This is a genomic window from Kribbella sandramycini (genome assembly GCF_013131805.1).
Lineage (GTDB): Bacteria > Actinomycetota > Actinomycetes > Propionibacteriales > Kribbellaceae > Kribbella > Kribbella sandramycini.
On record NZ_JABJRC010000001.1, the window covers coordinates 21350 to 44671 of the forward strand.

At 67.8% G+C, this 23322-nt stretch carries 15 protein-coding genes; 4 read left to right on the forward strand and 11 right to left on the reverse strand.

Annotated features, from left to right (window positions below; genetic code table 11):
- Positions 1–49 precede the first annotated feature (49 nt).
- Positions 50–6775, reverse strand: a complete 6726-nt coding sequence (locus HPO96_RS39460) for an RHS repeat-associated core domain-containing protein (protein WP_171669908.1) — start codon at positions 6773–6775, stop codon at positions 50–52.
- Positions 6776–7035: 260 nt separating this feature from the next.
- Here HPO96_RS39460 and HPO96_RS00080 point away from each other — a divergent pair, with 260 nt between their 5' ends.
- Positions 7036–8358 (forward strand): MATE family efflux transporter, encoded by a 1323-nt coding sequence (locus HPO96_RS00080; protein WP_171669910.1) that lies wholly within the window; start codon positions 7036–7038, stop codon positions 8356–8358.
- Here the strand turns inward: HPO96_RS00080 and HPO96_RS00085 are convergent.
- Genes HPO96_RS00085 through HPO96_RS00095 form a run of 3 tightly spaced genes read right to left on the reverse strand, consistent with a single transcriptional unit; the run spans position 8284 to position 11948 of the window.
- Positions 8284–9258 carry an ABC transporter permease gene (locus HPO96_RS00085; RefSeq protein WP_171669912.1) on the reverse strand — a complete coding sequence of 325 codons (975 nt, stop codon included), beginning with the start codon at positions 9256–9258 and terminating at the stop codon, positions 8284–8286. The genes HPO96_RS00080 and HPO96_RS00085 overlap by 75 nt on opposite strands.
- A 6-nt stretch (positions 9259–9264) precedes the next feature.
- On the reverse strand, positions 9265–10188 hold the full coding sequence (locus HPO96_RS00090; RefSeq protein ID WP_171669913.1) for a carbohydrate ABC transporter permease: 924 nt from the start codon (positions 10186–10188) through the stop codon (positions 9265–9267).
- 5 nt (positions 10189–10193) lie between these two features.
- On the reverse strand, positions 10194–11948 hold the full coding sequence (locus tag HPO96_RS00095; RefSeq protein WP_171669915.1) for an extracellular solute-binding protein: 1755 nt from the start codon (positions 11946–11948) through the stop codon (positions 10194–10196).
- A 141-nt stretch (positions 11949–12089) separates the two neighbouring features.
- Here HPO96_RS00095 and HPO96_RS00100 point away from each other — a divergent pair, with 141 nt between their 5' ends.
- Positions 12090–12575, forward strand: coding sequence for an NUDIX hydrolase (locus HPO96_RS00100; RefSeq protein WP_171669917.1), 486 nt, complete (start codon positions 12090–12092; stop codon positions 12573–12575).
- A 27-nt stretch (positions 12576–12602) separates the two neighbouring features.
- Here the strand turns inward: HPO96_RS00100 and polA are convergent, their stop codons facing one another.
- On the reverse strand, positions 12603–15305 hold the full coding sequence (gene polA / locus HPO96_RS00105; RefSeq protein ID WP_171672228.1) for a DNA polymerase I: 2703 nt from the start codon (positions 15303–15305) through the stop codon (positions 12603–12605).
- An 83-nt stretch (positions 15306–15388) separates the two neighbouring features.
- Between polA and HPO96_RS00110 the strand changes: the two genes are divergently transcribed.
- Positions 15389–15808: a hotdog fold thioesterase gene (locus HPO96_RS00110; protein ID WP_337796444.1), complete on the forward strand. Its 420-nt coding sequence runs from the start codon at positions 15389–15391 to the stop codon at positions 15806–15808.
- On the opposite strand, the gene HPO96_RS00115 is transcribed toward HPO96_RS00110, so the two are convergent.
- Positions 15771–16466, reverse strand: coding sequence for a GNAT family N-acetyltransferase (locus tag HPO96_RS00115; protein WP_238354657.1), 696 nt, complete (start codon positions 16464–16466; stop codon positions 15771–15773). The two genes, HPO96_RS00110 and HPO96_RS00115, sit on opposite strands and share 38 nt — an antisense overlap.
- 60 nt (positions 16467–16526) lie before the next feature.
- On the opposite strand from HPO96_RS00115, the gene HPO96_RS00120 reads away from it, so the two are divergent.
- Positions 16527–17267: a DUF554 domain-containing protein gene (locus HPO96_RS00120; RefSeq protein WP_171669918.1), complete on the forward strand. Its 741-nt coding sequence runs from the start codon at positions 16527–16529 to the stop codon at positions 17265–17267.
- A gap of 98 nt (positions 17268–17365) precedes the next feature.
- Here HPO96_RS00120 and HPO96_RS00125 read toward each other — a convergent pair whose 3' ends face one another.
- The 5 genes from HPO96_RS00125 to HPO96_RS00145 form a co-directional block, all read right to left on the reverse strand.
- Positions 17366–18109 carry an ABC transporter ATP-binding protein gene (locus HPO96_RS00125; protein WP_202885433.1) on the reverse strand — a complete coding sequence of 248 codons (744 nt, stop codon included), beginning with the start codon at positions 18107–18109 and terminating at the stop codon, positions 17366–17368.
- A complete protein-coding gene (locus HPO96_RS00130; RefSeq protein WP_171669920.1) occupies positions 18106–18966 on the reverse strand; it encodes an ABC transporter ATP-binding protein in 861 nt (286 codons plus the stop codon). The genes HPO96_RS00125 and HPO96_RS00130 overlap by 4 nt, the downstream gene beginning before the upstream one ends.
- Positions 18963–20678 (reverse strand): branched-chain amino acid ABC transporter permease, encoded by a 1716-nt coding sequence (locus tag HPO96_RS00135; RefSeq protein ID WP_171669922.1) that lies wholly within the window; start codon positions 20676–20678, stop codon positions 18963–18965. Before HPO96_RS00135 ends, HPO96_RS00130 begins: the two co-directional genes overlap by 4 nt.
- Positions 20675–21991 carry a branched-chain amino acid ABC transporter permease gene (locus HPO96_RS00140; RefSeq protein ID WP_171669924.1) on the reverse strand — a complete coding sequence of 439 codons (1317 nt, stop codon included), beginning with the start codon at positions 21989–21991 and terminating at the stop codon, positions 20675–20677. Before HPO96_RS00140 ends, HPO96_RS00135 begins: the two co-directional genes overlap by 4 nt.
- Positions 21992–22074: 83 nt before the next feature.
- Positions 22075–23313, reverse strand: coding sequence for a branched-chain amino acid ABC transporter substrate-binding protein (locus HPO96_RS00145; RefSeq protein WP_202885434.1), 1239 nt, complete (start codon positions 23311–23313; stop codon positions 22075–22077).
- Between the last annotated feature and the right edge of the window lie 9 nt (positions 23314–23322).

Sequence of the window (23322 nt, forward strand, 5' to 3'; positions counted from 1 at the left end):
ACTTCTGCTTCCGTCCTACTGGAGTTGGTGATTCACGCAGCTACCGGACTCACGCGGCCCGATGCCGCCGCAGCCGGACCGGCCTTCGCCGGCACCCCGCCGCCGAGTGATGGTGCTGAGGGCGCCGGCGTTGGACCAGCCCGCCGGCCCGTACCTCCCAGAACGTCGCGTAGTGGGAGTTGGTGTAGTAGTACGAACCGTCGTTACCCATCACGAGCCGCTCATGAGTTCCTCGCTGACCGGGCTTCGGCCGTCCCAGCACATATCCCTCCCGGTAGGTGATGGCGTTGCCCGCCGCATCGTGGCTCCGCAGGAACATGCCGTTCTCCCGCCCGTCGTTCGCGAAGGGTCCGCCCCCGCCAAGGCCGGCCGGCGCGGCGCCGTTGTTCGCAATGCGGTAGTTGACAACGTCGGTGACATGCTCCGGCAGCGGTCCCTCGTTGAACGTCGTCGCCCGCGGACCGGTGGGCGGCGGGTTCCAGCCCGCCCGCCGCGGACACATGTTGTGCACGAGCGCAGCGTCCTGGCCGATCATCACGTAGTACGTGTGGACGCCCTTGACCGACAGGTTGTACACGGTGGCAACGCGCTGAGTGGTGTGGCGCAGTCCGGTGATGCGCACGGACTTGCCGCTCGGCGTCCGCAGCGTGTCGGCTGCACTGAGCTCGTCCGCGCGCTTCCACTGCCGTCCGGCCTGACTGTAGAAGGGGTGGTTCGCGGTGGTGGTGATCCGCGCACCGTCCTTGGTGACCAGGTCGACGACCGTGTCGTCATGGGCCGGGACCAGTTCGGCCTCCGCAGCGACCGTCGCACCGCTGTCCGGGTCGGTCGCCAGGACCAGGTCCCCGTCCTTGATCTCTCCGATCGGCTTGGTGCGGCCGTCGGCCAGCACGACCTGGGTCTCACCGGTGAAACTGCAAGTCACACTGTCGAGGCGATCGCTGACCTCGCGGTTGGCCAGCGTCCGGGTGCCGGTGGCCTTGCGCATGGCACTGCCTCGGCCGGCACCTGCGCCGCCGGCGAAGGCGTCGTCCAGCGCGCCGCTCAGGAACTGGACCCGCAGGGTCTCCAGCCGGACGAACCTGTCCACCTGCGGACTGCAGTTGTCGGGGTCGCGGCAGTAGACGAGCATCGCGTTCCAGGACTGCTCGATGTTCCAGTCGTCGCCCAGCTCGGCGTGGATGTCGCCGTGCGTCGCCTTGAGCTGCGGGATGATGACGTCGGCGGCCAGTGGGCTCCAGGGAAGCTCGAAGATGCCGTTCAGGAACGCCGTGCCGGTGGCGTCGACGACGAGGGACCAGTTGCCGCCGTAGTCGATCCTTCCGGGCCGGCCCGGACCCAGGTCGGAGGCCTTCGGCGGCGGCGGGGCGCTACCGCCGGGGTTCAGGTTGCCGCCGCCTCCACCACCACCACCGCACGGGCCGTCGATCATGCAGGGGATCGCCAACAGGCCGCTGGGGTCGCTGAGAGTCGTCGGGTTGTTGTTGGCGTACGTGTAGGCGGCCCACTGCTGTGGGGTCTCCGGGTCGAGGATCGGATCGGCCGAGAGGAAGCGCCCGGTCGCCGGATCGTACTTGCGCGCTCCGATGTCGGTAAGGCCGGTGGCCTCGTTGTGCGGCTTGTCCAGGAAACCGTGCTTGTCCGGCCAGGAGCCTTGGTTGGACAGAAGGTTGCCGTAGGGGTCCAGTTCGCGCCGAGTGGCGGCGAAGCCGGATTCCGTGCGCTTCAGCGCCACCTGGTTGGTTCCGTGCTGGTCCGCCTGCAGGTAGTTCAGCGCGGCGTTGCCGGTTCGGACGGCGACATTGATGCCGTTGTGGGCGTAGTAACGGGTACCGGTCAGCGAACGGGTCTTGGTGTCGTATTCGAGCTCCTCACCGGGTAGGTAAAGCGTGGTCTTGTCGGGCTCGTGCCGCATGAGCTGGTTCTTGTCGCCGTCGTAGACGTACGACGTCGTACCGGCCGGTGTGGTGATCGACGCAAGCGTGCTGTCCAGGTTCCAGGCCAGTGTCTGCTTGCCGCCGGGGAGGTCCCGGCTGGTAGTGCTGCCGTTCAGGTCGTACGAGTACGACGCGGTGCTGGTGCCCGCCGGACCGGTGGTCGTCGTGCCGGCCAGGGCATGCGGTTGGACCTTGCCCGCCCCTGAGGCCGGGTTGGCGTAGGTCGTGACGGTGTCAACTGTTTGGCTGCCCAGCGCATGCTTGACCTGCTTCTGCCGTAGACCGGTCGGCTCGAACGTCCAGGTCGTCCAGTACGGAGCCGGCCCGCCGACGGCGGTCTTCGTCGGGGCGGCGGCGCAGTTGTCGGTGGCCGTCCAGGCCTCCGACAGCCGGTTCAGGTCGTCGTAGCCGAAGCATTGCGTCCGTACCGGCGCGTTGTTGTTCGGATCACCTTGGGTGTTGACGAGGCGTTTGAGGTTGCCCGCCGGGTCATATGTGTACTTGAGGTCGTCCACCTGCGCGAACGCCTGCTGTGCCGACAGGTTCGTCTGGGTGACCTGACGGGTCTGCCGGTCCCGGTCGTAGGTCAGCCAGCTGCTGCTGTCTCCGACGCCCAGCGCGAGCTGAGAGGTCTCGCCGTACGGCGTGTAGACCGTGTCGGAGACGTACTCGTTGTAGCCCCGCGTCGTCTTCGGCTGGCCGTACTGGTCGTACTCCATCGTCAGCGTCTCCGACGGCAGACCGCCGATGGCCGGCTTTGTGACGCTGCGAAGCAGTCCGGTCGAGGTGTACGACATCTGTGAGTCGTAGGTCGACGGGAAGTTGGTCTCGGTGGTGGGCAGTGCGATTGTCTGCTCGACCGCATTCCCCTGACCGTCGTAGCGGCCGACACCGATCCGGTAGGCGCCCTTCGGAGTGAACCGCGTCGTACTGGCGATCTTGCCGACACCGTTGTCGGCCGTGTCATAGGTCCACATGGCCGTCCGGTTCGCGGCCGTCTGGTTGGTGCCCTTGTACTCCGCGGTCTTGCGGCCCAGCTCGTCGTAGGTGTACGAGAGGACCTGATTCTTGGCGTCGGTGCTGGTCAGCACCTCCCCGGCGAGGTTGTAGGTCTTCGTCAGCCCACCCGAGTCGGGGTCCGTCGAGCCGGTCTGGCGGCCCATGAAGTCGTACGTGTACGACCAGGTGTTACCGGTCCCGTCCTTCATCGAAGCCAACTGCCCCAGTGCGTTGTGCTGGTACGTCGTGGTCTGGGCGTCGTCACCTGCGACCGCGGTGCCGAACTTGGTCTTGGTGACCGCCGGAGCGGCGGAGTAGGTCATCAGGGCCGTGCTGCGGCCCCAGACGTCCACCACGGTCGTGCTCGGAACGCCGCCCTCCGGCGGAACGATTGTCGTCCGGTCGCCGCCGTGAATCGTCGTGGTCTCCTTGGTGGCTGTCGTGCCCTTGTAGGCAACCGCCTTGATGTTGCGCCCGGAGCCGTCGTACGTCGTCAGGGTGCGATCGTCGACCGACTCCCCCGACACCGCGATCAGCTTCTCCTCGGGCTTGCCGTTGGTGACATACCGGTTGTTGGACAACACCTCCCAGCCGTGCGAGTCACGGAAGACGTCCTTGACGATCCGCCGCTGCACACCGGCCGGATCGGACAGGTCGTCGTTCTGGACCTGCCGTAGCTGACCGAGGCCGTCGTACAGCTCGACCTTGGTGATCTGGCTGAGTTGATGTCCGTTGTCCACTGCGGTCTTGGTGGTGACCGCGAGCGGCTGGTCGACGGTCTGCCGGTAGGAGTAGCTGATACTCGGGTAGGCGTCACTCTTGGAGCGGCCCGGCAGCCACACCGAGACCAAGCGCCCGAGTGCGTCGTACGCGGCCTCGGTCCGGCGACCTGTTGCATCCGTGGACGCCACAACGGCACCGCGGCTCGGCTCGCGCTGGGTCACCGCAACCTGGTTCTTCGGATTCGTCGTGGTCACCGTCGACACCAGTGGCGCGTCGACCGGCCCGTAGGAGGTGCGAGTCGTCCGGCCACCCGCGTCGACAGTCGAGGTGACCCGGCCGCGGGCGTCGTACCCGGTGCGGCCGGTGGTTTCGAACGTCAGACTGCCCGCGACGTTCGCAGTGGCCGTCTTGGCGCTTGTCACCAGACCGGCGCCGGGGAGCGCACCCAGCGATGTGGAACTGTCGTAGAGGTTCTGGGTCGCGCCGACGATCGGCGCCGGCGGCCCGCCCGTGGCCGGGCATTCTGCCTTCGAGGTGGTGGTCTGGGCGACGCGGTCGCGAATCCAGGACGTGGTGTTGTCGGCGTACTGCACCGACTCGCACATCGTGTCCGTGCCATCGCCGGACCGGGTGGTCGCCACCGGCCGGCCCAGGTCGTCGTACCGGTACGCGACGGATGTCTTGCGGACCTGACCGGTCGCCGTCGGTGTCTGGCTGCGGGAGCGGCTGGTGACGACGATGTCCGCGGTCAGCGGAGCAAGATCAGCGCCGCGGTTGCGGGTGGCGGTGGTCCGCTCGACCTTCAGGTCGGTAAGCTCGGTGGAGACCAGCTCGGCGGTATCGCCGTTGAAGGTCTGCACCTCGTGTACCTGACCGGAGAACTGGTTCGGATCGGCGACGCTCTCCTTGAGCGAGTTCTCGAACGCTTTGCCCATCCCCCGGAAGTAGCTGGTACGCGTCAGCGTGTATTTGTCCTTGCTGCCGTCCACCGCGTGGGTGTTCTGCGGATCGCCGCTGCGCACCTCGACCTGGCCGTAGCCGCGGAACTGGCCGTAGGTGCGGTGTTTGGCCTCGACCAGCTCGTTGTCGTCGAAGTGCCAGGCCGGTGTCCCCAGGTACTTGTACTCGGTGATCTGGGTCGGCGCGATCGCGTTGCGCTCCTGCACCTCGACCTTCGCCACCAGGTACTTGTGGAAGTAGTCCTTGACCGGCTCGGGGTTGTGGTAGCCGAGGTCCCAGTTGACCGGGTAGCACCGCCTGGTGTTGTTCGGGAGGTCTGTCGGTACGTCGGTCTCGGTACAGTCCGCACCGGTGTACCGGACGTGGACGATCGATCCGGTGTCAGTGGCGATGTCGGTCAGCCGCCAGTGCGGCATCTTGGAGTTGTTGTCCTGGCCGACGCGGTTGGCGTACAGCTGGCTGGTGAACTCGACCGGCGGCAGCGACAGCGACTTGCCATCCTTGTGCCCGGTCCGCTGGACCTTGTCGAGCCGCAACTGCGGATCACCGATCGAGGGGAAGGTCTGGGCGAGGTCGTAGGTGTCGACCTTCACCGGACCGCTGCCGGCGTCGTACTGGGTGGTGATCGTGGACAGCCGCTTCGTCGACCAGTATGTCGGGGAATGGTTGTTGCAGACGGCGTCCTTCTTGCACTCCTGGTCGATCGGGACGTCCGGCCAGCGACTGGAGTTCTCGACCTTGAAATCCTCGGGGTTGCACTTGAAGTCGTCGGTCGGCGTACAGCGCTCGGACAGCCCGAAGACTACCTGCCCGGTCGGCTTCTGCCCGTAGATGCTGCCGTTCACGTTCCGGAGGCCGTAGTCGATCCGCTGCAGTGTCCCGCCGCGGGTGTACTCGTACCCGGTGGTCTCCTTGTGGGCGCCGTAGTAGTTGGACTCCGGCTTGTAGTAGTAGGCCTCGGTGTTGCCCAGCGGGTCTTCGACGAAGTCCAGGTTCCAGCGGTAGATCTGGTCACAGGCCGACTTGGCTAGGACCGGGTCGTAGCAGCGGTCACCCGATTTCGCGCCGTACACGCGGGTCTTCCAGGCCGAGTTGGTCAGCTCCTGGTTCGTGTGCCCGGTGCCCTTGTTCCGGCCGAAGTAGTACTTCACGCCGTCGGTCTTGGTGACCTCCCAGTACTCGCCGTTCGCGCCGCGGTCGCCGGCGCCGATCAGCTGGATCCGGGTGCCGTTCTCGGTTTCGCCGTGCCAGCCCTTGTCCTTCTCGTAGACCAGCGGCATCGACTCGCCGCCCAGTTGCATCGTGACGATGTCACCAGCCCAGCACTGGTCACCGGTCTTGCGCTCGTCCGGCAGCCCCTCGATCGACGCGCAGCTGCGGAAGATGCGCTCGATGAAGCCCGGTGTGTAGTCCCAGCCCTGGCCGATCCAGGACGGCTGTGCGTTGGTCGCCGCCGTCCGTCCGTCGACGCTGCCCGAGCTGTAGGTCAGCGCGATCGCCGGGCCGGACGCCTCGCCGTTGCCCACCGGCGGAACAGCGATCGGGTACGACCAGTTGAACGAACCGGAGTTCCCGGAAACCGACCACGACCCCGAGGGCGCCAGCGAGCGGGCGGTGAACGTCCCGTTCGCTCCGGATTCGGCCGCGACCACAGCGAGAACCGTGCCGGATTTCGCGGCGAGTGGCGCGTCGGCTACGACCGTCTGCGTCTTGCTGTCGTTGCGCGAGCGCAGCCGGGTCTGCACCTGGCAGGCCGGCACGGTCGGCGTGGTCAGCGCGCATGCAGGCAGTTGCACCAGCTGCGCTCGCGGACCGAACCCGCCGCCGAGCGCATCCTGGAACGACTTGTACTCGACGGCAACCGTCGCTGCCCCCGCGGCGCCCTTCGTCGGCGCGACCGACAGCAGTACGCCGGCCACTCCGGCCTTACGCGCCGCGGTTTGGTCGGCGACCGTGATCCGGACGGACTCGGTGTCGGCCTTGGCAGTGACGGATACGGGCAGACCACCAGCCTTGGCCAGCCCAGTACGCCGTGCGCCGGTCAGCGCCAGCTCGCTCTGTCCCGCGGCCGGCCAAGTCGTGAACGGCCGCGCCTCTCCACCCGCGGGGTTCGTCGGCGGCTTCACCTGGGCGAGCGGCGCGTCGGTGTGCGCCACCACCTTCTCCTCTGGTGCCGCCGGACGCTTGGAGGTCGCCGATGACGCCGGCGAAGGCATTCCCACCAACAGTCCCGCGGCCAGGACCGCGGACAATCCGAAATTGAGCACGCGCATAGACAGCCTCTCCAGAGGTGACCGGCAACTGCCGCGGAATCCTCTCAACGCCGATGCCCGGCGCGAAGCGTTGAAACTCCGGCCAAAACGCCGCTACGGAGCGTCAACGGATCGACACGATTACCGGTGTAGATTGAGCCGCGATGAAGCCTGTGACGGAGCCGAGACTCAGCTTCCTGCGCAGTGCCACCGTCGTTGCGGTGGGGATGGCGGTCATGAATGTGGCCGCTTACGGCTTCACGTTGCTTGGGACGCATCGGTTGGTGCCGGAGCAGTTCGGGGCGATTACGGCGTTGCTGGGGTTGTTGCTGATCGGCAATGTCGCGTCGCTGGGGCTGCAGGCGACGGGGGCCCGGCGGCTGGCTACGAGTGCGGACGACGGGTCGCTGGCGGATGCGATGTTGCGGGCCGGACGCCGGACCGCGGTGGGGCTCACTGTGGTGTGCTTGCTCGCCACGCCGCTGCTCATGTGGTTGCTGCACATCGACTCGGTCGTCGCTGTTGTTCTGCTTGCGCCGACGCTCGCGGGGCTCACTCTGATGGGGTCGCAGCTCGGGGTGCTGCAGGGCAGCCAGCGGTGGGGCGAGCTGGCGGTGGTGTACACCTCGGTCGGGTTGGGGCGGTTGGTGCTCGGGGGTGGCGCGCTGCTCGTTCACCCGTCGCTCGACGCCGCGATGATCGGGCTCGCGCTCGGCGCCGCCGTCCCCGCCGTCCTGGGCAGTGTCTTTCTGCGTGGGGCCGGCGGCAGTTCGTCGGCCCAGGTCAAGGACGTGCTGCGCGAGACTGCGCACGGAACCCACACGCTGCTCGCGTTCTTCGCGATCGCGAACGCCGACGTCCTGCTGGCCCGTGGCCTGTTCGACGGGCAGCACAGCGGCTACTACGCGGCCGGGGTGATCGTCGCGAAGGCCTGCCTGTTCCTCCCGCAGTTCGTCATCGTGATCGTGTTCCCCTCACTGGCCGGCTCCCCCGGCGACACCGCCAAACTCCGCCGCGCCGTCCTCGCCGTCGCCGGGCTCGGCGTCTGCACCGTCCTCGGCACGCTGCTCCTGCCCGGCCTGGTCGTCGCCGTCATCGGCGGCGCCGACAAGTACGCCCCGCTCGGCCCCTTCACCTGGCTGTTCGCCATCGCCGGCTCGGCGTACGCCGTCCTCCAGATGGTCGTCTACGCCGCCATCGCTCAGCAGGAGAAGCGCGCCGCCCTCCTCATCTGGGCCGGCCTCGTCCTCCTCGCCCTCACCGCCACCCTCACCCACCCCGCCGGCCTCACCGGAGTCAAAACCCTGGTCGCCCTGACCTCCGCCTGTGCTCTCCTGCTGTCAGCAGTGCTGGCAGCAGGGTTGCACAGGCAGTCGGCCACTCCGCAGGCTTCCCCGGAACCGCTCGTGCTGTTACCAGAGGCTGGATTTGGCGAAGCGGCGGGCGACGGCGTTGGCGAGGACGAGCAGCGCAAGGCCGACGACTGAGCGGAAGAGGCCGATCGCGGCGGCGTAGCTGAACTGCGGGACCTGGGAGGCGAAGCCGAGTTTGTAGACGTAGGTGTCGAGGACTTCGGAGGTCTGCAGGTTGAGGGTGTTCTGGAGCAGCAGGACCTTCTCGAAGCCGACGGACATGATCGAGCCGATGTTCAGGATCAGCAGGATGACGGCGACCGGGCGGATCGCGGGCAGGTCGATGTGCCAGATCCGGCGCAGGCGGGAGGCGCCGTCCACGATCGCGGCCTCGTGCAGCTCGGGTGAGACGCTGGTCAGGGCGGCGAGGTAGATGATCGCGGAGAAGCCCATCGTCTGCCAGGCGCCCGACCAGACGTAGAGGTGCCGGAAGTAGTCCGGGTTGCTCAGGACGTCGATCGGGCCGAGGCCGAGCAGGGCGAGGAACTGGTTCAGGACGCCGCTGTTCGGGTCGACGATGACCACGATCAGGCCGACCACGACCACGGTCGAGATGAAGTGCGGCGCGTAGGTGATCAGCTGGACCGACCGGCGGTACCAGCGCCGGCGGGCCATGTTCAGGCCGAGCGCGAGCAGGATCGGCAGCCAGAACGTCGCGAGCAGCTCGTAGACGTGCAGGATCAGCGTGTTCTTCAGCAGCCGCCAGAACTGGTAGGACTCGACGAACCGCTCGAAATGTTTGACGCCGACCCAGCGGCTGCCCAGGATGCCGTCGACCACGTTGTAGTCCTTGAACGCGATGATCGCGCCGTACATCGGCCAGTAGGCGAAGATCGCCAGCCAGACCAGCGGGATCGCGAGCATCGCGTAGAGCTGCCAGTTGCGGCGCATCCGGGTGCCCAGGCCGACGGCCTGTTTGGCTTTGCGGGCCCGGGTGCGCGCCGGCGTACGTCGTACCAAGGTGTCGGTTGCCATGGCGCCTCAGCCCTTCAACGAGCCGACCATGGCCCCCTTGACGAAGTGCTTCTGCACGAAGGGGTAGATCAGCAGTGGCGGAACGGTCGCGATCACGATCAGCGAGAACTTGAGCTGCTCCTGCAGCTCTTTCATCCGGATCAGCTCCGCGGTGTCGCGGACCTGGGACGGGTCGAACTGGTTCTGGATCAGGATCTGGCGGAGCACCAGCTGGAGCGGGAACAGGTGCTCGTTGGTCAGGTAGATCAGCGCGCTGAACCACGAGTTCCACTGCGCGACGGCGTAGAACAGCATGTTCACCGCGATGATCGGTTTGCTCAGCGGCAGCACGATCCGCCAGAAGAAGCCGAAGTCGGTACAGCCGTCGACCTTCGCGGCCTCGACCAGCTCCTCGGGGATCGTGGACTGGAAGAACGTCCGGGTGATGATCATGTTCCAGACCGCGAGCGCGGCCGGCAGCACGATCGCCCAGCGCGAGTTCAGCAGCCCGAGCCGGTCGACCACCAGGTACGTCGGGATCAGGCCGCCGGAGAACATCATCGTGAACACGAACAGGGCCATGATCAGGCCCTTGCCCGGGAGGCCCTTGCGGGACAGCGGGTACGCCGCGAGCAGGGTCAGCGCGGTCGCCAGCAGCGCGCCGCCGACGGCGTACACGATCGAGTTCGAGAAACCGCTGACGATCGAGTCGTAGTCGAAGATCGCCTTGAAGGCCTCGACGCTCAGGCCCACCGGCCAGAGCCAGACCTTGCCGGACACGACGTTCTTCGGATCGCTCAGCGACGCGCTGACGACGTACACCAGCGGGTAGAGCACGGCCAGCGTGAAGAGGCCGAGCGCGGTGTAGTTGCAGATCATCACGATCCGGTCGGAGCGGGTCTCCCGGACCGGAGCCGGCGTACCCGGCGGACTGCTGGTGGCGGTGGCCATGCTCATCACCCCTGGTAGGTCTCGTAGGCGGCCTGCTGGATCTCCAGGTACGGCTGCAACCCGATCTGGTTGATCCGGTCCTTGTAGTCGTTCCACTGCCCGTCGTCGTTCGGGTCGAGGCGCCCGGTGACGAACTTGGCCAGCGCCCCGGTCACCTCGGTCTTGAGGTTCAGCCCGATCTCGGCGTCCAGCGCGGCCTGGTCGGCCTCCAGCGTCACCGGCGGGAACTGCTCCTCCAGCGGCTGCCGGTACGGGTACAGCGCGTCCCGGGTCTGCTCGTACAGCGGCGACTCGAACGTCGGCTTCTTCGGGTCGACCCGCTCGGAGAGGCGGAAATCGCCGGAGCGGTACATGACGCCGTACTGGTCCCAGGTCTTGCCCTTGGTCTCGTCGGTGTTCCACGAGTCCATGCCGTAGAGGGCCTGTTTGCCGTTGATGCCTTTGTCGCCCTTGACCGACCAGCGGAAGTCCGGCCCGGCGTACGAGCGCAGGATCACCTCGAGATCGAGCTGGAAGTCGGCCCAGCGGGTGAGCAGGTCCGGCCGCTTGCACTTGCGGGTGACGACGAGGGTCGACACTTCGAGGCCGACCTTCAGGTAGTCCCAGGGTGCGACCTGGACGCCGTTCGGTCCTTTCAGCGGCTGCATCGTCGCGTACTCGTGCCAGCGCGCCTTCGGGTCGACGAGATCGAGTGTCATCAGCGTGCCCCAGTAGTACACCCGGGCGCCGCCGAGGATCGGGCCGCCGGGGTTGTCGCCGTACCGTTTGATCTGGTCCTCGTTGGCGGTGAAGATGTCCTTCGCGAGCAGGCCGTCGGCGTACAGGCCGCGCAGGTACTTGAGCCCCTCGCGCCACTCGTCCTGGACGTAGTTCGCCCGGACCTTGCCGTCCTCGACGGCCAGCCACGGCTCGCCCGCGTTGTAGAGGAACGAGTTCATGAAGAATGTGTCCAGCGGCGCGTCCTTGTAGCCGCCGAACGGGATCGTCTTGCCGCCGCCCGCGAGGTCGGCCTTCTTGAACGCGGTCAGCACCTCGCGGAACTCGTCGGTGGTGGTCGGCATCGCGAGGCCGACCTTGCGCAGCCACTCGGTGTTCAGCAGCGCGCGGCCGTTCGAGGCGCGGCAGTGGTAGCAGTCGTTCAGGTCGGGGAAGCTGTAGATGCCCTTGTCCGGCGACACCATCAGCTTGCGCGCCTGCGGGTAGTCCTTCATCAGCTGCTGCAGGTTGGGCGCGTACCGCTCCAGGTACGGGTTCAGGTCGACGAAGAGGTTCTGCGCGCCGTACAGGTAGAGCTGGGAGCGGGTGAAGGTGATGCCGAGGAAGGCGTCCGGGATGTCGCCCGCGGCCATCATCGCGTTGACCTTCGTCATCGTCTCGGCGTCGTTGCCCTTACCGGCCACCTGCCGCCACTGGATCCGGATCCCGGTCTGCTGCTCCATCCATCGGGTGAACTCGTTCTTGGCCCAGTCGCCGACCACCAGACTCTGCGGGACCACCACCGTGAACGTCGCCGGCTCGGTCACGATCGTCTGCTGCCGCCGCGCCCTCGGCCCGACATAACCCGGCGGATAGTTGACGCCGCTCTTCAGTGGTCCGAGCTCCGCCACCGGCTGCGTCAAACTCTCCGGCGCCGCGCCCACCTCCGCAGCATCCGCCCCACACCCACTCAACGCCCCCGTACCACCAGCCGCGGCCGCACCCACCGCCCCGGCGAGGAAGGTTCGCCGTCGTACCGATCCTGGTCCGGTCTCTGCGCGCATCCCGCCTCCCGATATCCGATAGGATCTCCGATCAATTGGAGGCGAGAATGGCAGATAACGTTTCAGGGCGGAAGAGATCGGATCACTCGACGTACTTATTTTTCACCAGAAAGTAACTGACCGACTGGATAGCCTCCAGCTATGACCACTCCGAAGTTCATCCTCGAACTCCGCGCCAAGGTCGGCCACGACCTGCTCTGGCTGACCGGCCTGACCGGCATCGTGCTCGACGACCAGGACCGGATCCTGCTCGTCCAGCGCGCCGACACCGGCCGCTGGGCCCTGATCGGCGGCATCCTCGAACCCGGTGAGCAGCCGGCGGTCGCCCTGGTCCGCGAGATCCACGAGGAGACCGCCGTGGACGCCGAGGTCGAGCGCCTGATCGGCGTCGAAACCTTCCCGCCCGCCGCCTACCCCAACGGCGACCAGGTCCAGTTCCTCGACCTCGCCTTCCGCTGCCGCCCCCTCACCACCAACGCCCGAGTCAACGACGACGAGTCCCTCGACGTCCGCTGGTGGCCCCTCGCCACCCTCCCCCCACTCCGCCCCGAAGAACACCGCCTGATCGCCCGCGCCCTCTCCCCCACAACCGAGCCGTACTACGTGACGAGCGCCGGCCGCGGGTAGCAGTCGGCGCTCGTCGGGGGCGCGGGGTTAGTGGGCGGCTTCGTGCCAGGTGCGGCCGATGCCGACGGAGACGTCGAGGGGGACGTCCATGGCGACGGCGGCGCCCATGTCGCGGCGGACGAGGGTTTCGAGGGCTTCGCGTTCGCCGGGGGCTACTTCGAAGACGAGTTCGTCGTGGACCTGGAGGAGCATCCGGGACTGGAGGCCGGCCGACTTGAGGGAGGCGTCGACCTTGAGCATGGCCATTTTGATGACGTCGGCGGCGGAGCCCTGGATGGGGGCGTTGAGGGCCATCCGTTCGGCCATCTCGCGGCGCTGGCGGTTGTCGCTGGTCAGGTCGGGGAGGTAGCGGCGGCGGCCGAGGATGGTCTCGGTGTAGCCGCTCTTACCGGCTTCGAGGACGATACTGCGCAGGTAGTCGCGGACGCCGCCGAAGCCCTCGAAGTACTCGTCCATCAGGCCCTTGGCCTCGTCGACGCCGATCTTCAGCTGCTGGCTCAAACCGTAGGCGGACAAGCCGTAGGCGAGGCCGTAGTTCATCGCCTTGATCTTGGCGCGCTGCTCGGTCGAGACCTCGCCCGGCTCGACCTGGAAGACCCGGGACGCCGTCACCGAGTGGAAGTCCATCCCGGAGTTGAAGGCGTCGATCAGGCCTTCGTCCTTGGAGACGTGCGCCATGATCCGCATCTCGATCTGGCTGTAGTCGGCCGACATCAGCGACTCGAAACCCTCGCCGACCACGAAGGCCTGCCGGATCCGGCGGCCCTCCTCGGTGCGGATCGGGATGTTCTGCAGGTTCGGATCGGTCGAGCTGAGCCGCCCGGTCGCCGCGATCGTCTGGTTGAACGTGGTGTGGATGCGGGCGTCGCGCGGGCTGATCGTCTTCAGCAGGCCCTCGACGGTCTGCCGCAGGCGGGTCGCGTCGCGGTGCGCGAGCAGGTAGGCCAGGAACGGGTGCTCGGTCTTCTCGAACAGCGCCTGCAGCGAATCCGCGTCGGTCGTGTAGCCGGTCTTGGTCCGCTTGGTCTTCGGCATCTGCAGCTCGTCGAACAGCACCACCTGCAGCTGCTTGGGCGAGCCGAGGTTGATCTCCTTGCCGATCACCTCGTACGCCGAAGCGGCGGCCTCGCGGACGCCGGTCGCGAACCGCTCCTCCAGCTCGGTCAGGTACGCCTGGTCGACGGCGATCCCGTCGCGCTCCATCCCCGCGATGACATCGATCAGCGGCAGCTCGACCTCGGCGAGCAGCGCCGTCCCGGCCTGCTTCTCGAGCTCGGCGTCGAGGGTGTCGGCCAGGTCGGCGATCGCGCGGGCGCGCAGCATCGTGTGGTCCGCGGCCGGGCCGCCCTCGACGTCGTCGAAGCTGAGCTGGCCGTTCTCCACCTCTTCGGTGCGCAGCTCGCGCTTGAGGTAGCGAACGGTCAGATCGGCCAGATCGTACGAACGCTGGTCGGGACGGACCAGATACGCGCTCAGCTGGGTGTCCGAGCTGAGGCCGGCCAGCGACCAGCCGCGCTCCAGGAAGCCGAGCAGCGGGCCCTTCGCGTCGTGCAACGCCTTCGGCTGCTTCGGATCGGCCAGCCAGGCCTGCCAAGCGGCCGCATCCTCGGCGGTCATCGTCGTCGGGTCGAACCAGGCGGCCGCGCCGGACGTGTTCGCCAGCGCCAGACCGGTGATCTCACCCGTCCCCCGGCCCCAGCTGCCCTGGACGGCGACGCCCACCCGTTCACCGGTCTGCACGTGCTTCTCGATCCAGGCCGCGACCTCACCCGGCTTCAGCTGGACGCCGTCCAGCTCGAAACCGTGGTCGACGGTCTCGTCGACCTCCTCGTGTTCGGCGACCAGCCGTTCGCGCAGCACCCGGAACTCCAGGCTGTCGAACAGCGTGTGCACCTGCTCGCGGTCCCACGGGACGCGGGCCAGGTCGTCGACCGAGACCTCCAGCGTCAGATCGCGGACCAGCTCGTTGATCTGGCGGTTCCGGATCACGTCGGCCAGGTGCTCGCGCAGCGACTCACCGGCCTTGCCCTTGATCTCGTTCACCCGGTCGACGACGTCGTTCAGCGAGCCGAACTGGTTCAGCCACTTGGCGGCGGTCTTGTCGCCGACGCCCGGGACGCCGGGCAGGTTGTCGCTCTTCTCGCCGACCAGCGCCGCGAGATCCGGGTAGAGGCGCGGCGGGACGCCGTACTTCGCCTCGACCGCGGCCGGATCCATCCGGGCGATCTCGGAGACGCCGCGCTTGGGGTACAGCACGGTGATGTTCTCGTTGACCAGCTGGAACGAATCCCGGTCGCCGGAGCTGATCAGCACCTCGAAGCCCTGGTCGGAGGCCTGCGTGGCCAGCGTCGCCAGGATGTCGTCGGCCTCCCAGCCGTCGATCTCGGTGGTCGGGATGCGGAGCGCCTCCAGCACCTCCTTGACCAGCGAGACCTGGCCCTTGAACTCGTCCGGCGACTTCGACCGGCCGGCCTTGTACTCCGCGTACTGCTCGGAGCGGAAGGTCTTGCGGGAGACGTCGAACGCGACGCAGACATGCGTCGGCTGCTCGTCGCGGAGCATGTTGATCAGCATCGAGGTGAACCCGTACACCGCGTTGGTGTGCTGCCCGGTGCTGGTCGAGAAGTTCTCCACGGGCAGCGCGTAGAACGCCCGGTAGGCCAGCGAGTGCCCGTCCAGCAGCAGGATCCGCGGGCGGCCGGAACCTGCCGCCGCAGAGTCTTTCGTCATCGTCGAGGTGTTGGTTTCTGGAGCCACACACCGACTCTAGTGGTTCCCTGGGACACTTTCCGACGTGGGCGTAGTCTGCCGCTGTGACAGATCCGAACGGCCTCGGGCCGGGTATGAACATCGAGGGCACGCTGCTGCAGTCCATGGGCATCGTTGTCAGTGCGGCCGCGCCGGAGCGGGTCGTCGCGACCATGCCGGTCAAGGGCAACACCCAGCCCTACGGCCTGCTGCACGGCGGCGCGTCCTGCGTCCTGGCCGAGAGCCTCGGCTCGATCGGCTCGGCGCTGCACGCGGCGGCGTACGGGAAGGTCGCGGTCGGCGTCGACATCAACGCGACCCACCACCGCGCCGTCCGGGACGGCGTCGTCACCGGCGTCGCGACACCGGTCTACCTCGGCCGGACGACGACATCGTACGAGATCGTGATCACCGACGACCGCGACAAGCGGGTCTGCACGGCGCGGATCACCTGCCAGCTGATTCAGGCTCCGGCGGGTAGCTGACGGCCGGCTCGGCCGTCGCCCGGGACAGCTGGGCGCGGCGGGCGATCACCGAGCGCCGCGAGGACAGCAGGGCGAGCAGGTTCGGCGCGTGCTCGGCGGCCATTCGCCGGGCCACGGTGTGGGTGTTCGCGAACCGCAGGATGCCGGCCTGACCGAGGCCGAGCCGGGCCAGGAAGCGGTTCGCCTCCCGGGCGACGGCGGGCGCGACGGCGGCCAGATGCGGGCACTTCTCGTGTTCGGCCCAGGCGACCGCCTCGGCGATCAGCGCCTTGCCCAGGCCGTGCCGGCGGGCGGCGTCGCTGACGTGCAGGTACTCGATCGTCACGGTGGTGTCGTCGTGCAGCGGGCTGATCGCCGTCCGGCGCAGGTAAGCCATCGCGTGGACCGCGCCGTCCAGCTCGCCGACCAGCAGGCGGCCGCTCGGGTCGGCCAGATGTTTGCCGACGGCAACCTCGGCCGCGGCCACCGACGGCGCCGGGGGCAGCCGGGACGAGTGCCCGGAGCCGATCGTGGTCAGCTCGCGCCACAGCGCGACCAGGGCGCCGGCGTCACCGCGCCGGGCGTCCCGCACCTCGATGGCAGCTGCCACGGCGACCTCCAGGATCTGGTCCACCCCCGAGGTGAACAGGACGAGCCGGATACTCTCGTCCCCGCGCAACAGTAGGCCCTCCGGGGTCACTTGCAAAGCTGCGCCCAGGAGTCGGAGCGGAGACCTCGTTTGTTCATCGGAATCGGTACCGTCGTCAACGTCGCAACGGTTCTGGCCGGCTCGATACTCGGTGTGCTCGTCGGCCACCGGCTGAGTCACCGGACGCGTGATCTGGTCACCGACGCGCTCGGCCTCGTCACGCTGCTGATCGCGATCACCTCGGCACTCACCGTGGGCGCCAAGGCGCTCAGCGACGCCGTCGGCCCCAGCGCGCCGGTGCTGATCGTGCTCGGCGCCATGCTGATCGGCGGCATCACCGGCTCGCTGCTGAAGATCGAGCAGCGGCTGGAAGGGTTCGGCGCCTGGATCCAGCACCGGTTCACCCGCGGCGACGGCGAGAGCACGTTCGTCGAGGGGTTCGTGACCGCGTCGATGGTGTTCTGCGTCGGGCCGCTGACGTTCCTCGGCGCGTTGTCCGACGGGCTCGGCCGGGGCGCGGACCAGCTGTTCCTGAAAGCGGTCCTGGACGGGTTCGCGTCGATCGCCTTCGCCGCGTCACTGGGCTGGGGCGTCGCGGCGTCCGCGCTCGTCGTCCTGGTGGTCCAGGGCCTGATGACGGCGGTCGGGGCCGTGCTCGGCGACGTCCTGCCGGAGGCGCACGTGACGGCGCTCGGCGCGACCGGCGGCGTCATGCTGATCGGCGTCGCCCTACGACTCCTGAAACTCAAACAGATCGCCGTCGCCGACATGCTGCCGGCCTTGATCGTGGCCCCCCTCCTCGTTCAGCTCCTGATCGTCGTCCGCAGCTGACCGATTTGCCTGGTCAACCACCGAAATCGGGGGTCCTGCACCCGCAGTACGAGTGCAGAACCCCCGAATCGGCTGGTCAACCAGCCAAATGCGGATGGTCAGTCTTCGCCGAGGTAGGCCTTGCGGACCTCGTCGTTGACCAGGAGCTCGCGCCCGGTGCCGGACAGTTTGATCTGGCCGACCTCCAGGACGTAGCCGTAGTCGGCCCGCTTCAGGGCGGCCTGGGCGTTCTGCTCCACCAGCAGGATCGTGGTGCCCTGCTTCTGCAGCTCGGTGACCGTCGACATGATCCGCTTCATCATGATCGGCGACAGCCCCATCGACGGCTCGTCGAGCATCATCAGCTTGGGCCGGCTCATCATCGCCCGGCCCATCGCCAGCATCTGCTGCTCGCCGCCGGAGAAGGTGCCGGCCGGCTGCTTACGCCGCTCCCCCAGGATCGGGAACAGGTCGTACGCCGAGTCCAGGTCGGTGCGGACACCGGCCGGGTCGCGGCGCGCGAAGGCGCCGAGCAGCAGGTTCTCCTCGACGGTCAGCTTCGGGAAGATCCGCCGGCCCTCCGGCGAGTGCGCCAGCCCGCGGGCCACGATGTCGTGGGCCTGGACGTGGTCGATCCGCTCACCCTGGAACCAGATTTCGCCGTTGGTCGGCCGCAGCAGCCCGGAGATCGTCCGCAGCGTCGTGGTCTTACCGGCGCCGTTGGTGCCGATCAGCGACACCACCTGCCCCTGCTCGACGCTGAAGCTGATCTTCTTCACCGCGACGATCTTGCCGTAGGCAACTTCCAGGTCGCGGACCTCGAGCATCGCCGTGAGCGGCTTCTCCTCGGTACTGGCCGTCATGACTTCGCCTCCTCGGTGACGTCCTGCGGACGGTCGTCGTCGTCCTCGTCGTCGTCCTCACCGGTGCCGATATAGGCCTCGATGACGCGCGGGTCGGACTGCACCTCACCCGGCGTGCCCTCGATCAGGGCCTCGCCGCGGACCAGGCACAGCACCCGGTCGCAGAGGTTGAAGATGAACCGCATGTCGTGCTCGATCACGACGACCGACAGGCCGGAGTCCCGGATCTTGAAGATCAGGTCCATCGCCTGCTTGGTCTCCTGCGGGTTCATGCCGGCCGTCGGCTCGTCCAGCAGGATGAGCTTCGGGTCGGTGGCCAGCGCCCGCGCGATCTCGAGCCGGCGCTGGTCGCCGTACGGCATGTTCCGGGCCAGGTGCTCGGTCGAGCGGCCGAGACCGACGAAGTTCAGCAGCTCCTGGGCGCGGACCCGGGTCTCGTGCTCCTCGCGGCGGAACTTCGGGCCGTGCAGGACCGAGGTGAGCGCGCCCGCGCTGGTCCGGCAGTAGCGCCCGACCATCACGTTCTCCAGCGCGGTCATGTTCGCGAACAGCCGGATGTTCTGGAACGTCCGGGCCATTCCCGCCTTCACCACGGCCCGAGGCTTCGGCGGCAGCGGCGTCCCGGCGAACCGGACCTGCCCGCTGGTCGGCTTGTAGAGCCCGGTCAGGCAGTTGAAGAACGTCGTCTTCCCGGCGCCGTTCGGGCCGATCAGACCGACGATCTCACCCTCGCGAACGGTCAGGTTCACATCGTTGACCGCGACCAGGCCGCCGAACCGCATCGTCACGCCGGAGGCCTCGAGAATCGGGCCGCCGACCTGGTGGGCCGGCGCCGGCGTCGTGTCCGTGACGGTCATTTGGCCTCCTCGACCAGGAGCTTGTGTTCGACCGCTTCGGCCAGCTCCTCGTCCTCTTCGTGGAACTCGAGCTGCCGCCGGCGACTCGCCACCAGACCCTCGGGCCGGAAGCGCATCATCAGCACCAGCAGGACGCCGAACAGCAGCAGCCGGTACTCCGAGAAGAACCGCAGCTTCTCCGGCAGCAGCTTCAGGATCGTCGCGCCGAGCAGGACGCCGGCGATGGTGCCCATACCGCCGAGCACGATCGCGGCGAGCAGGAACGCCGACTCCAGGAAGATGTACTGGTCGGGGCTGACCGCGCCGTCCTGGTGGGCCTTGATGGTGCCGGCCAGACCGGCCAGGAAGGCGCCGACCGCGAACGCGAGCAGCTTCAGCCCGAACACGTTCACGCCCATCGCCTCGGCGGCCTTCTCGTCCTCCCGGATCGCCACCCAGCCACGCCCGATCCGGCTGTTGTTCAGCCGGGTGAACGCGAGGATGACGCCGCCGATCAGGACCAGCAGCAGGAAGTAGTAGTTCGAGAACCGGCCGAGCTCGATCCCGAACGGGTGGTGCGCGACGCCGAAGTTGAAGCCGAACACCTCCAGATCCGGGATACCGGGGATACCGTTCGGGCCGTTGGTCAGGTTCGGGCCGTTGTTGCCGTCCAGGTTGAACATCGCAAACCGGAAGATCTCACCGAAGCCGAGCGTCACGATGGCCAGGTAGTCACCCGAGACCCGCAGCGTCGGCGAACCGATGATCAGCCCCAGGACGGCGGCCACACAGGCGCCGACCAGGACCACGACCAGGAACGGCGGTTTCCAGCCGATGGTCGCGAACGCCGACGTCGACAGCGTCGCCGCGACGTACGCGCCCGAGCCCAGGAACGCGATGTACCCGAGGTCGAGCAGACCGGCCAGACCGACCACGATGTTCAGACCCATCGCGGTCGCGCCGAAGACCAGCACCGCGGTCGCGATCGACATGTTCGCGTCCGACCCGTTCTGCGTGAACGGGAACAGGAACGCCACCGCGAACGACGCCAGCGTCAGCACCTTGCGGTGCCGCTGACCTGCCTGCGCCACCCACGACATCGCGCCGGTGCGGAACAGCGCCGTGGCGACGACCGCGACGAACAGCAGGCAGAGGATGAACGACCAGGCGTCCTCCAGGCCGAGCGCGTACGCCGCGACGAACAGCAGGGCCGCCATCAGCACGGCGATGGCCAGGATGTCCAGCCAGGCCGGCGTCCGCGCCTCGCTCAGGTTGCGCAGCTGCGGCCGCAACGGCAGCAGCCAGGCGCCGACGGCGAGCAGCGCCGCACCCGCGAACGACACGTAGCCGCCGGGGTTGACGTTGATCAGGCCGTCGGACTCGACCGAGATCGCGACCAGGACCAGCGCCATGTAGAGCGTCAGGCCGGTGCCGAGGACCCGCAGGCCCAGCGTCGCGTCCAGCCAGTTCCCCAGGTTGGACAGCGGGCCCTGCTGCTCGGCGAGCAGCAGCACCAGCGCCAGCACGGCCGCCACGATCGCGAGGATCTGCAGGCCGCCGGGGTAGAAGTTGATCGACAGGTTGTTCAGGATCGTGCCGTCGTAGCTCCAGGACAGGAACGAGCCGATCACGACCAGAGCCACGCCGACCAGGCCGAGCGGCCAGGCGAACGGCTTGGCCTTCGGGGCGGCGGGAACCTCCGCCGCCGGAGTTTCGGTCTGCACATCCGTCATGCGCGGTCCACCACCCTCGCGCCCAGCAGGCCCTGCGGCCTGAACACCAGAACCAGAATCAGAATGACGAACGCCCAGGCGTCCTTCCAGGTGCTACCACCGAACTGCCCCGGAATGTACTGCGTGGCCATCGCCTCGACGACACCCAGGACGAGGCCGCCGACGACCGCGCCGTAGATGTTGCCGATACCACCGAGTACGGCGGCGGTGAACGCCTTCAGACCGGCCAGGAAGCCCATCCGGAACTCGATGTTGTTGTTCTGCAGTCCCTGCGATACACCTGCGATCGCAGCGAGCACGGCGCCGAGCGCGAACGCGACGACGATGATCCGGTCGACGTTGATACCCATCAGCCGGGCGGTGTCCGGGTCCTGCGAGACGGCCTGCATACCGCGGCCGATCCGGGTCCGGTTGATGAAGAACCAGAGCAGGATCGCGCACACCGCCAGCGCCGCCATCGTGAAGACCGCGGAGCGCTGGATGGTGACGCCGCCGACGGTCAGCGCCGAGCCGGTCACCACATCGATCTGCGGGAACGGGATGCGCTGCTTGGCGGTCGGCCACTCGATGCTGGTGAGCAGCGTCTTGAAGATGACCCAGCCGAGCTCGGCCGCCACGGCCGCGCTGGCAGCCGCCAGCACGATCGCCTTCGGCGACGTCGTCGTCCGGGCTTGCTTCCGCGCCGCCGAGGCGAACAGGAAGCCGATCAGCGTGCCGGCAACCGCGCCGCCGATGATGACGGCGGGCACGAGCAGCACGGTCACGTCGCGCGCGATCAGGCGGACGACGATCCACAGCAGCACCGCTCCGGCGCCGGCGCCGAGCAGGGGCGCCCGGTCGTACCACTTCGACACCGGGTGATCCAGGTTCAGGCGCTCCGGCAGCTGACCGACGACGTACCCGACCGCGATCGCGAGACCGGCGAAGACCGCCACCGTCCACGCGGGCTGGTCGTACATCAGCCGGATGAACTCCTGCAGGAACACCGAGATCCCGATCGCGGTGATCAGTGGGGCTAATCGTGGCGCGTTCCGCAGGGGACGATACGCGACACGTTCCATCAGCACCGCGGTGCCGACCGACGCGATCATCGCGCCGAGAATCATGATCGGCAGGACCCAGATCGCGGTCTTGCCGTCGAAGAACAACAGGTACGTCGTCAGCGCGCCGAACGCGCCGATCATGAACACCTCGCCGTGGGCGAAGTTGATGAGCTGCACGATGCCGTAGACGACGGTGTACCCGACAGCGATCAGGGCGTACAGCGATCCCAGGGTCAGCCCGTTCACGAGCTGCTGGAAGAACTGGTCCACGTCGACCTCCCAACTACCTCGGTTCCGACATGCCACGGGGGTGGGAGGATCGCTCCCACCCCCGAGACATGAGGTCGACTTGCTTACTTGGTCTCGAACGCCTTGGTCTCGACCGTGGCCCAGTCGGCGCCTTCGGCCTTGTAGACGGTCAGCACCTTGGAGGTGCTGTCGCCGTACTGGTCGAAGGCGACCTTACCGGTGACGCCGTCGAAGGAGACCTTGCCGAGGGAATCGATCGTGGCCTGACGCGCGGACTCGACGTCCTTGGCGTCCTTCAGGGACGTCTTCAGGGCGTTGATGATCGCGTTCGCGGCGTCGTAGGAGTAACCGCCGTACGCGGCGGAGTCCTCCTTGTAGGCGGCCGCCTTGTAGTCGGCCAGGAACTTCTTACCGGCCTCGGTCGAGTCGGTCGGGGCGCCGACCGAGGTCGACAGGTCGCCGGTCGCCGTCTTACCGGCCAGCGTGATGAACTTCGGGTCCTTGATGCCGTCGCCGCCCATCAGCGGGACGTTCAGGCCGGCGGCCTTCATCTGCTGCGACAGCGGACCGGCCTGCGGGTACTCGCCGCCGTAGTACACGGCCTGCGGGGCCGACGGCTTGATCGCCGAGATGACGGCCTGGTAGTTCGAGTCGTCCGGGTTCACGGTCTGCGCGGCGACGACCTCACCGCCGAGCTTCTTGAACTCCTCGGTGAAGGTGCCGACCAGACCCTGGCCGTAGGCCTTCTTGTCGTGGATCGTGGCGACCTTGGTGATCTTCGCGGTCTCGAACAGGTAGCGCGCCGCGAACGGGCCCTGGACGGCGTCCGTCGTGCAGGTCCGGAAGTAGTTCGCGTACGGGCGCTTCGGGTTCGCCTGCCAGTCCGCACCCTGGGTCAGGCCCGGGCCGGTGTTGGCCGGCGAGACCTGGGCGATGTTCTTCGGCGCGAGCACCGGCTGCACCTGCTGGGCGACGCTGGTGTTCAGCGTGCCGACGACGCCGATCACATCCGGGTCACCGGCGAGCGCGGTGGCCGCGTTCTTACCCGGCTCGGTCTTGCCCTCGTCGTCCTTCGGGACGGCCTCGAGCTTCCAGCCCGGAATCGCGTTGCTGTCGTTGGCCTGCTTGATGGCCAGCTCGACGGAGTGCTGGATGCCGAGGCCCAGCGCCGACAGGTCACCCGACAGCGGGGCGATGATGCCGATCTTGGCGGTCTTGGTCGCAGACCCGCCGCCCCCGCCCTCGTCGCCGCTGCGTGAACCGCAGGCAGTCAGGGCCAACGACGCAACGATCAGCGACGCGCCGACCCGTACTACGGAACGCTGGTGCACTGTTCCTCCCATGTCTGGATA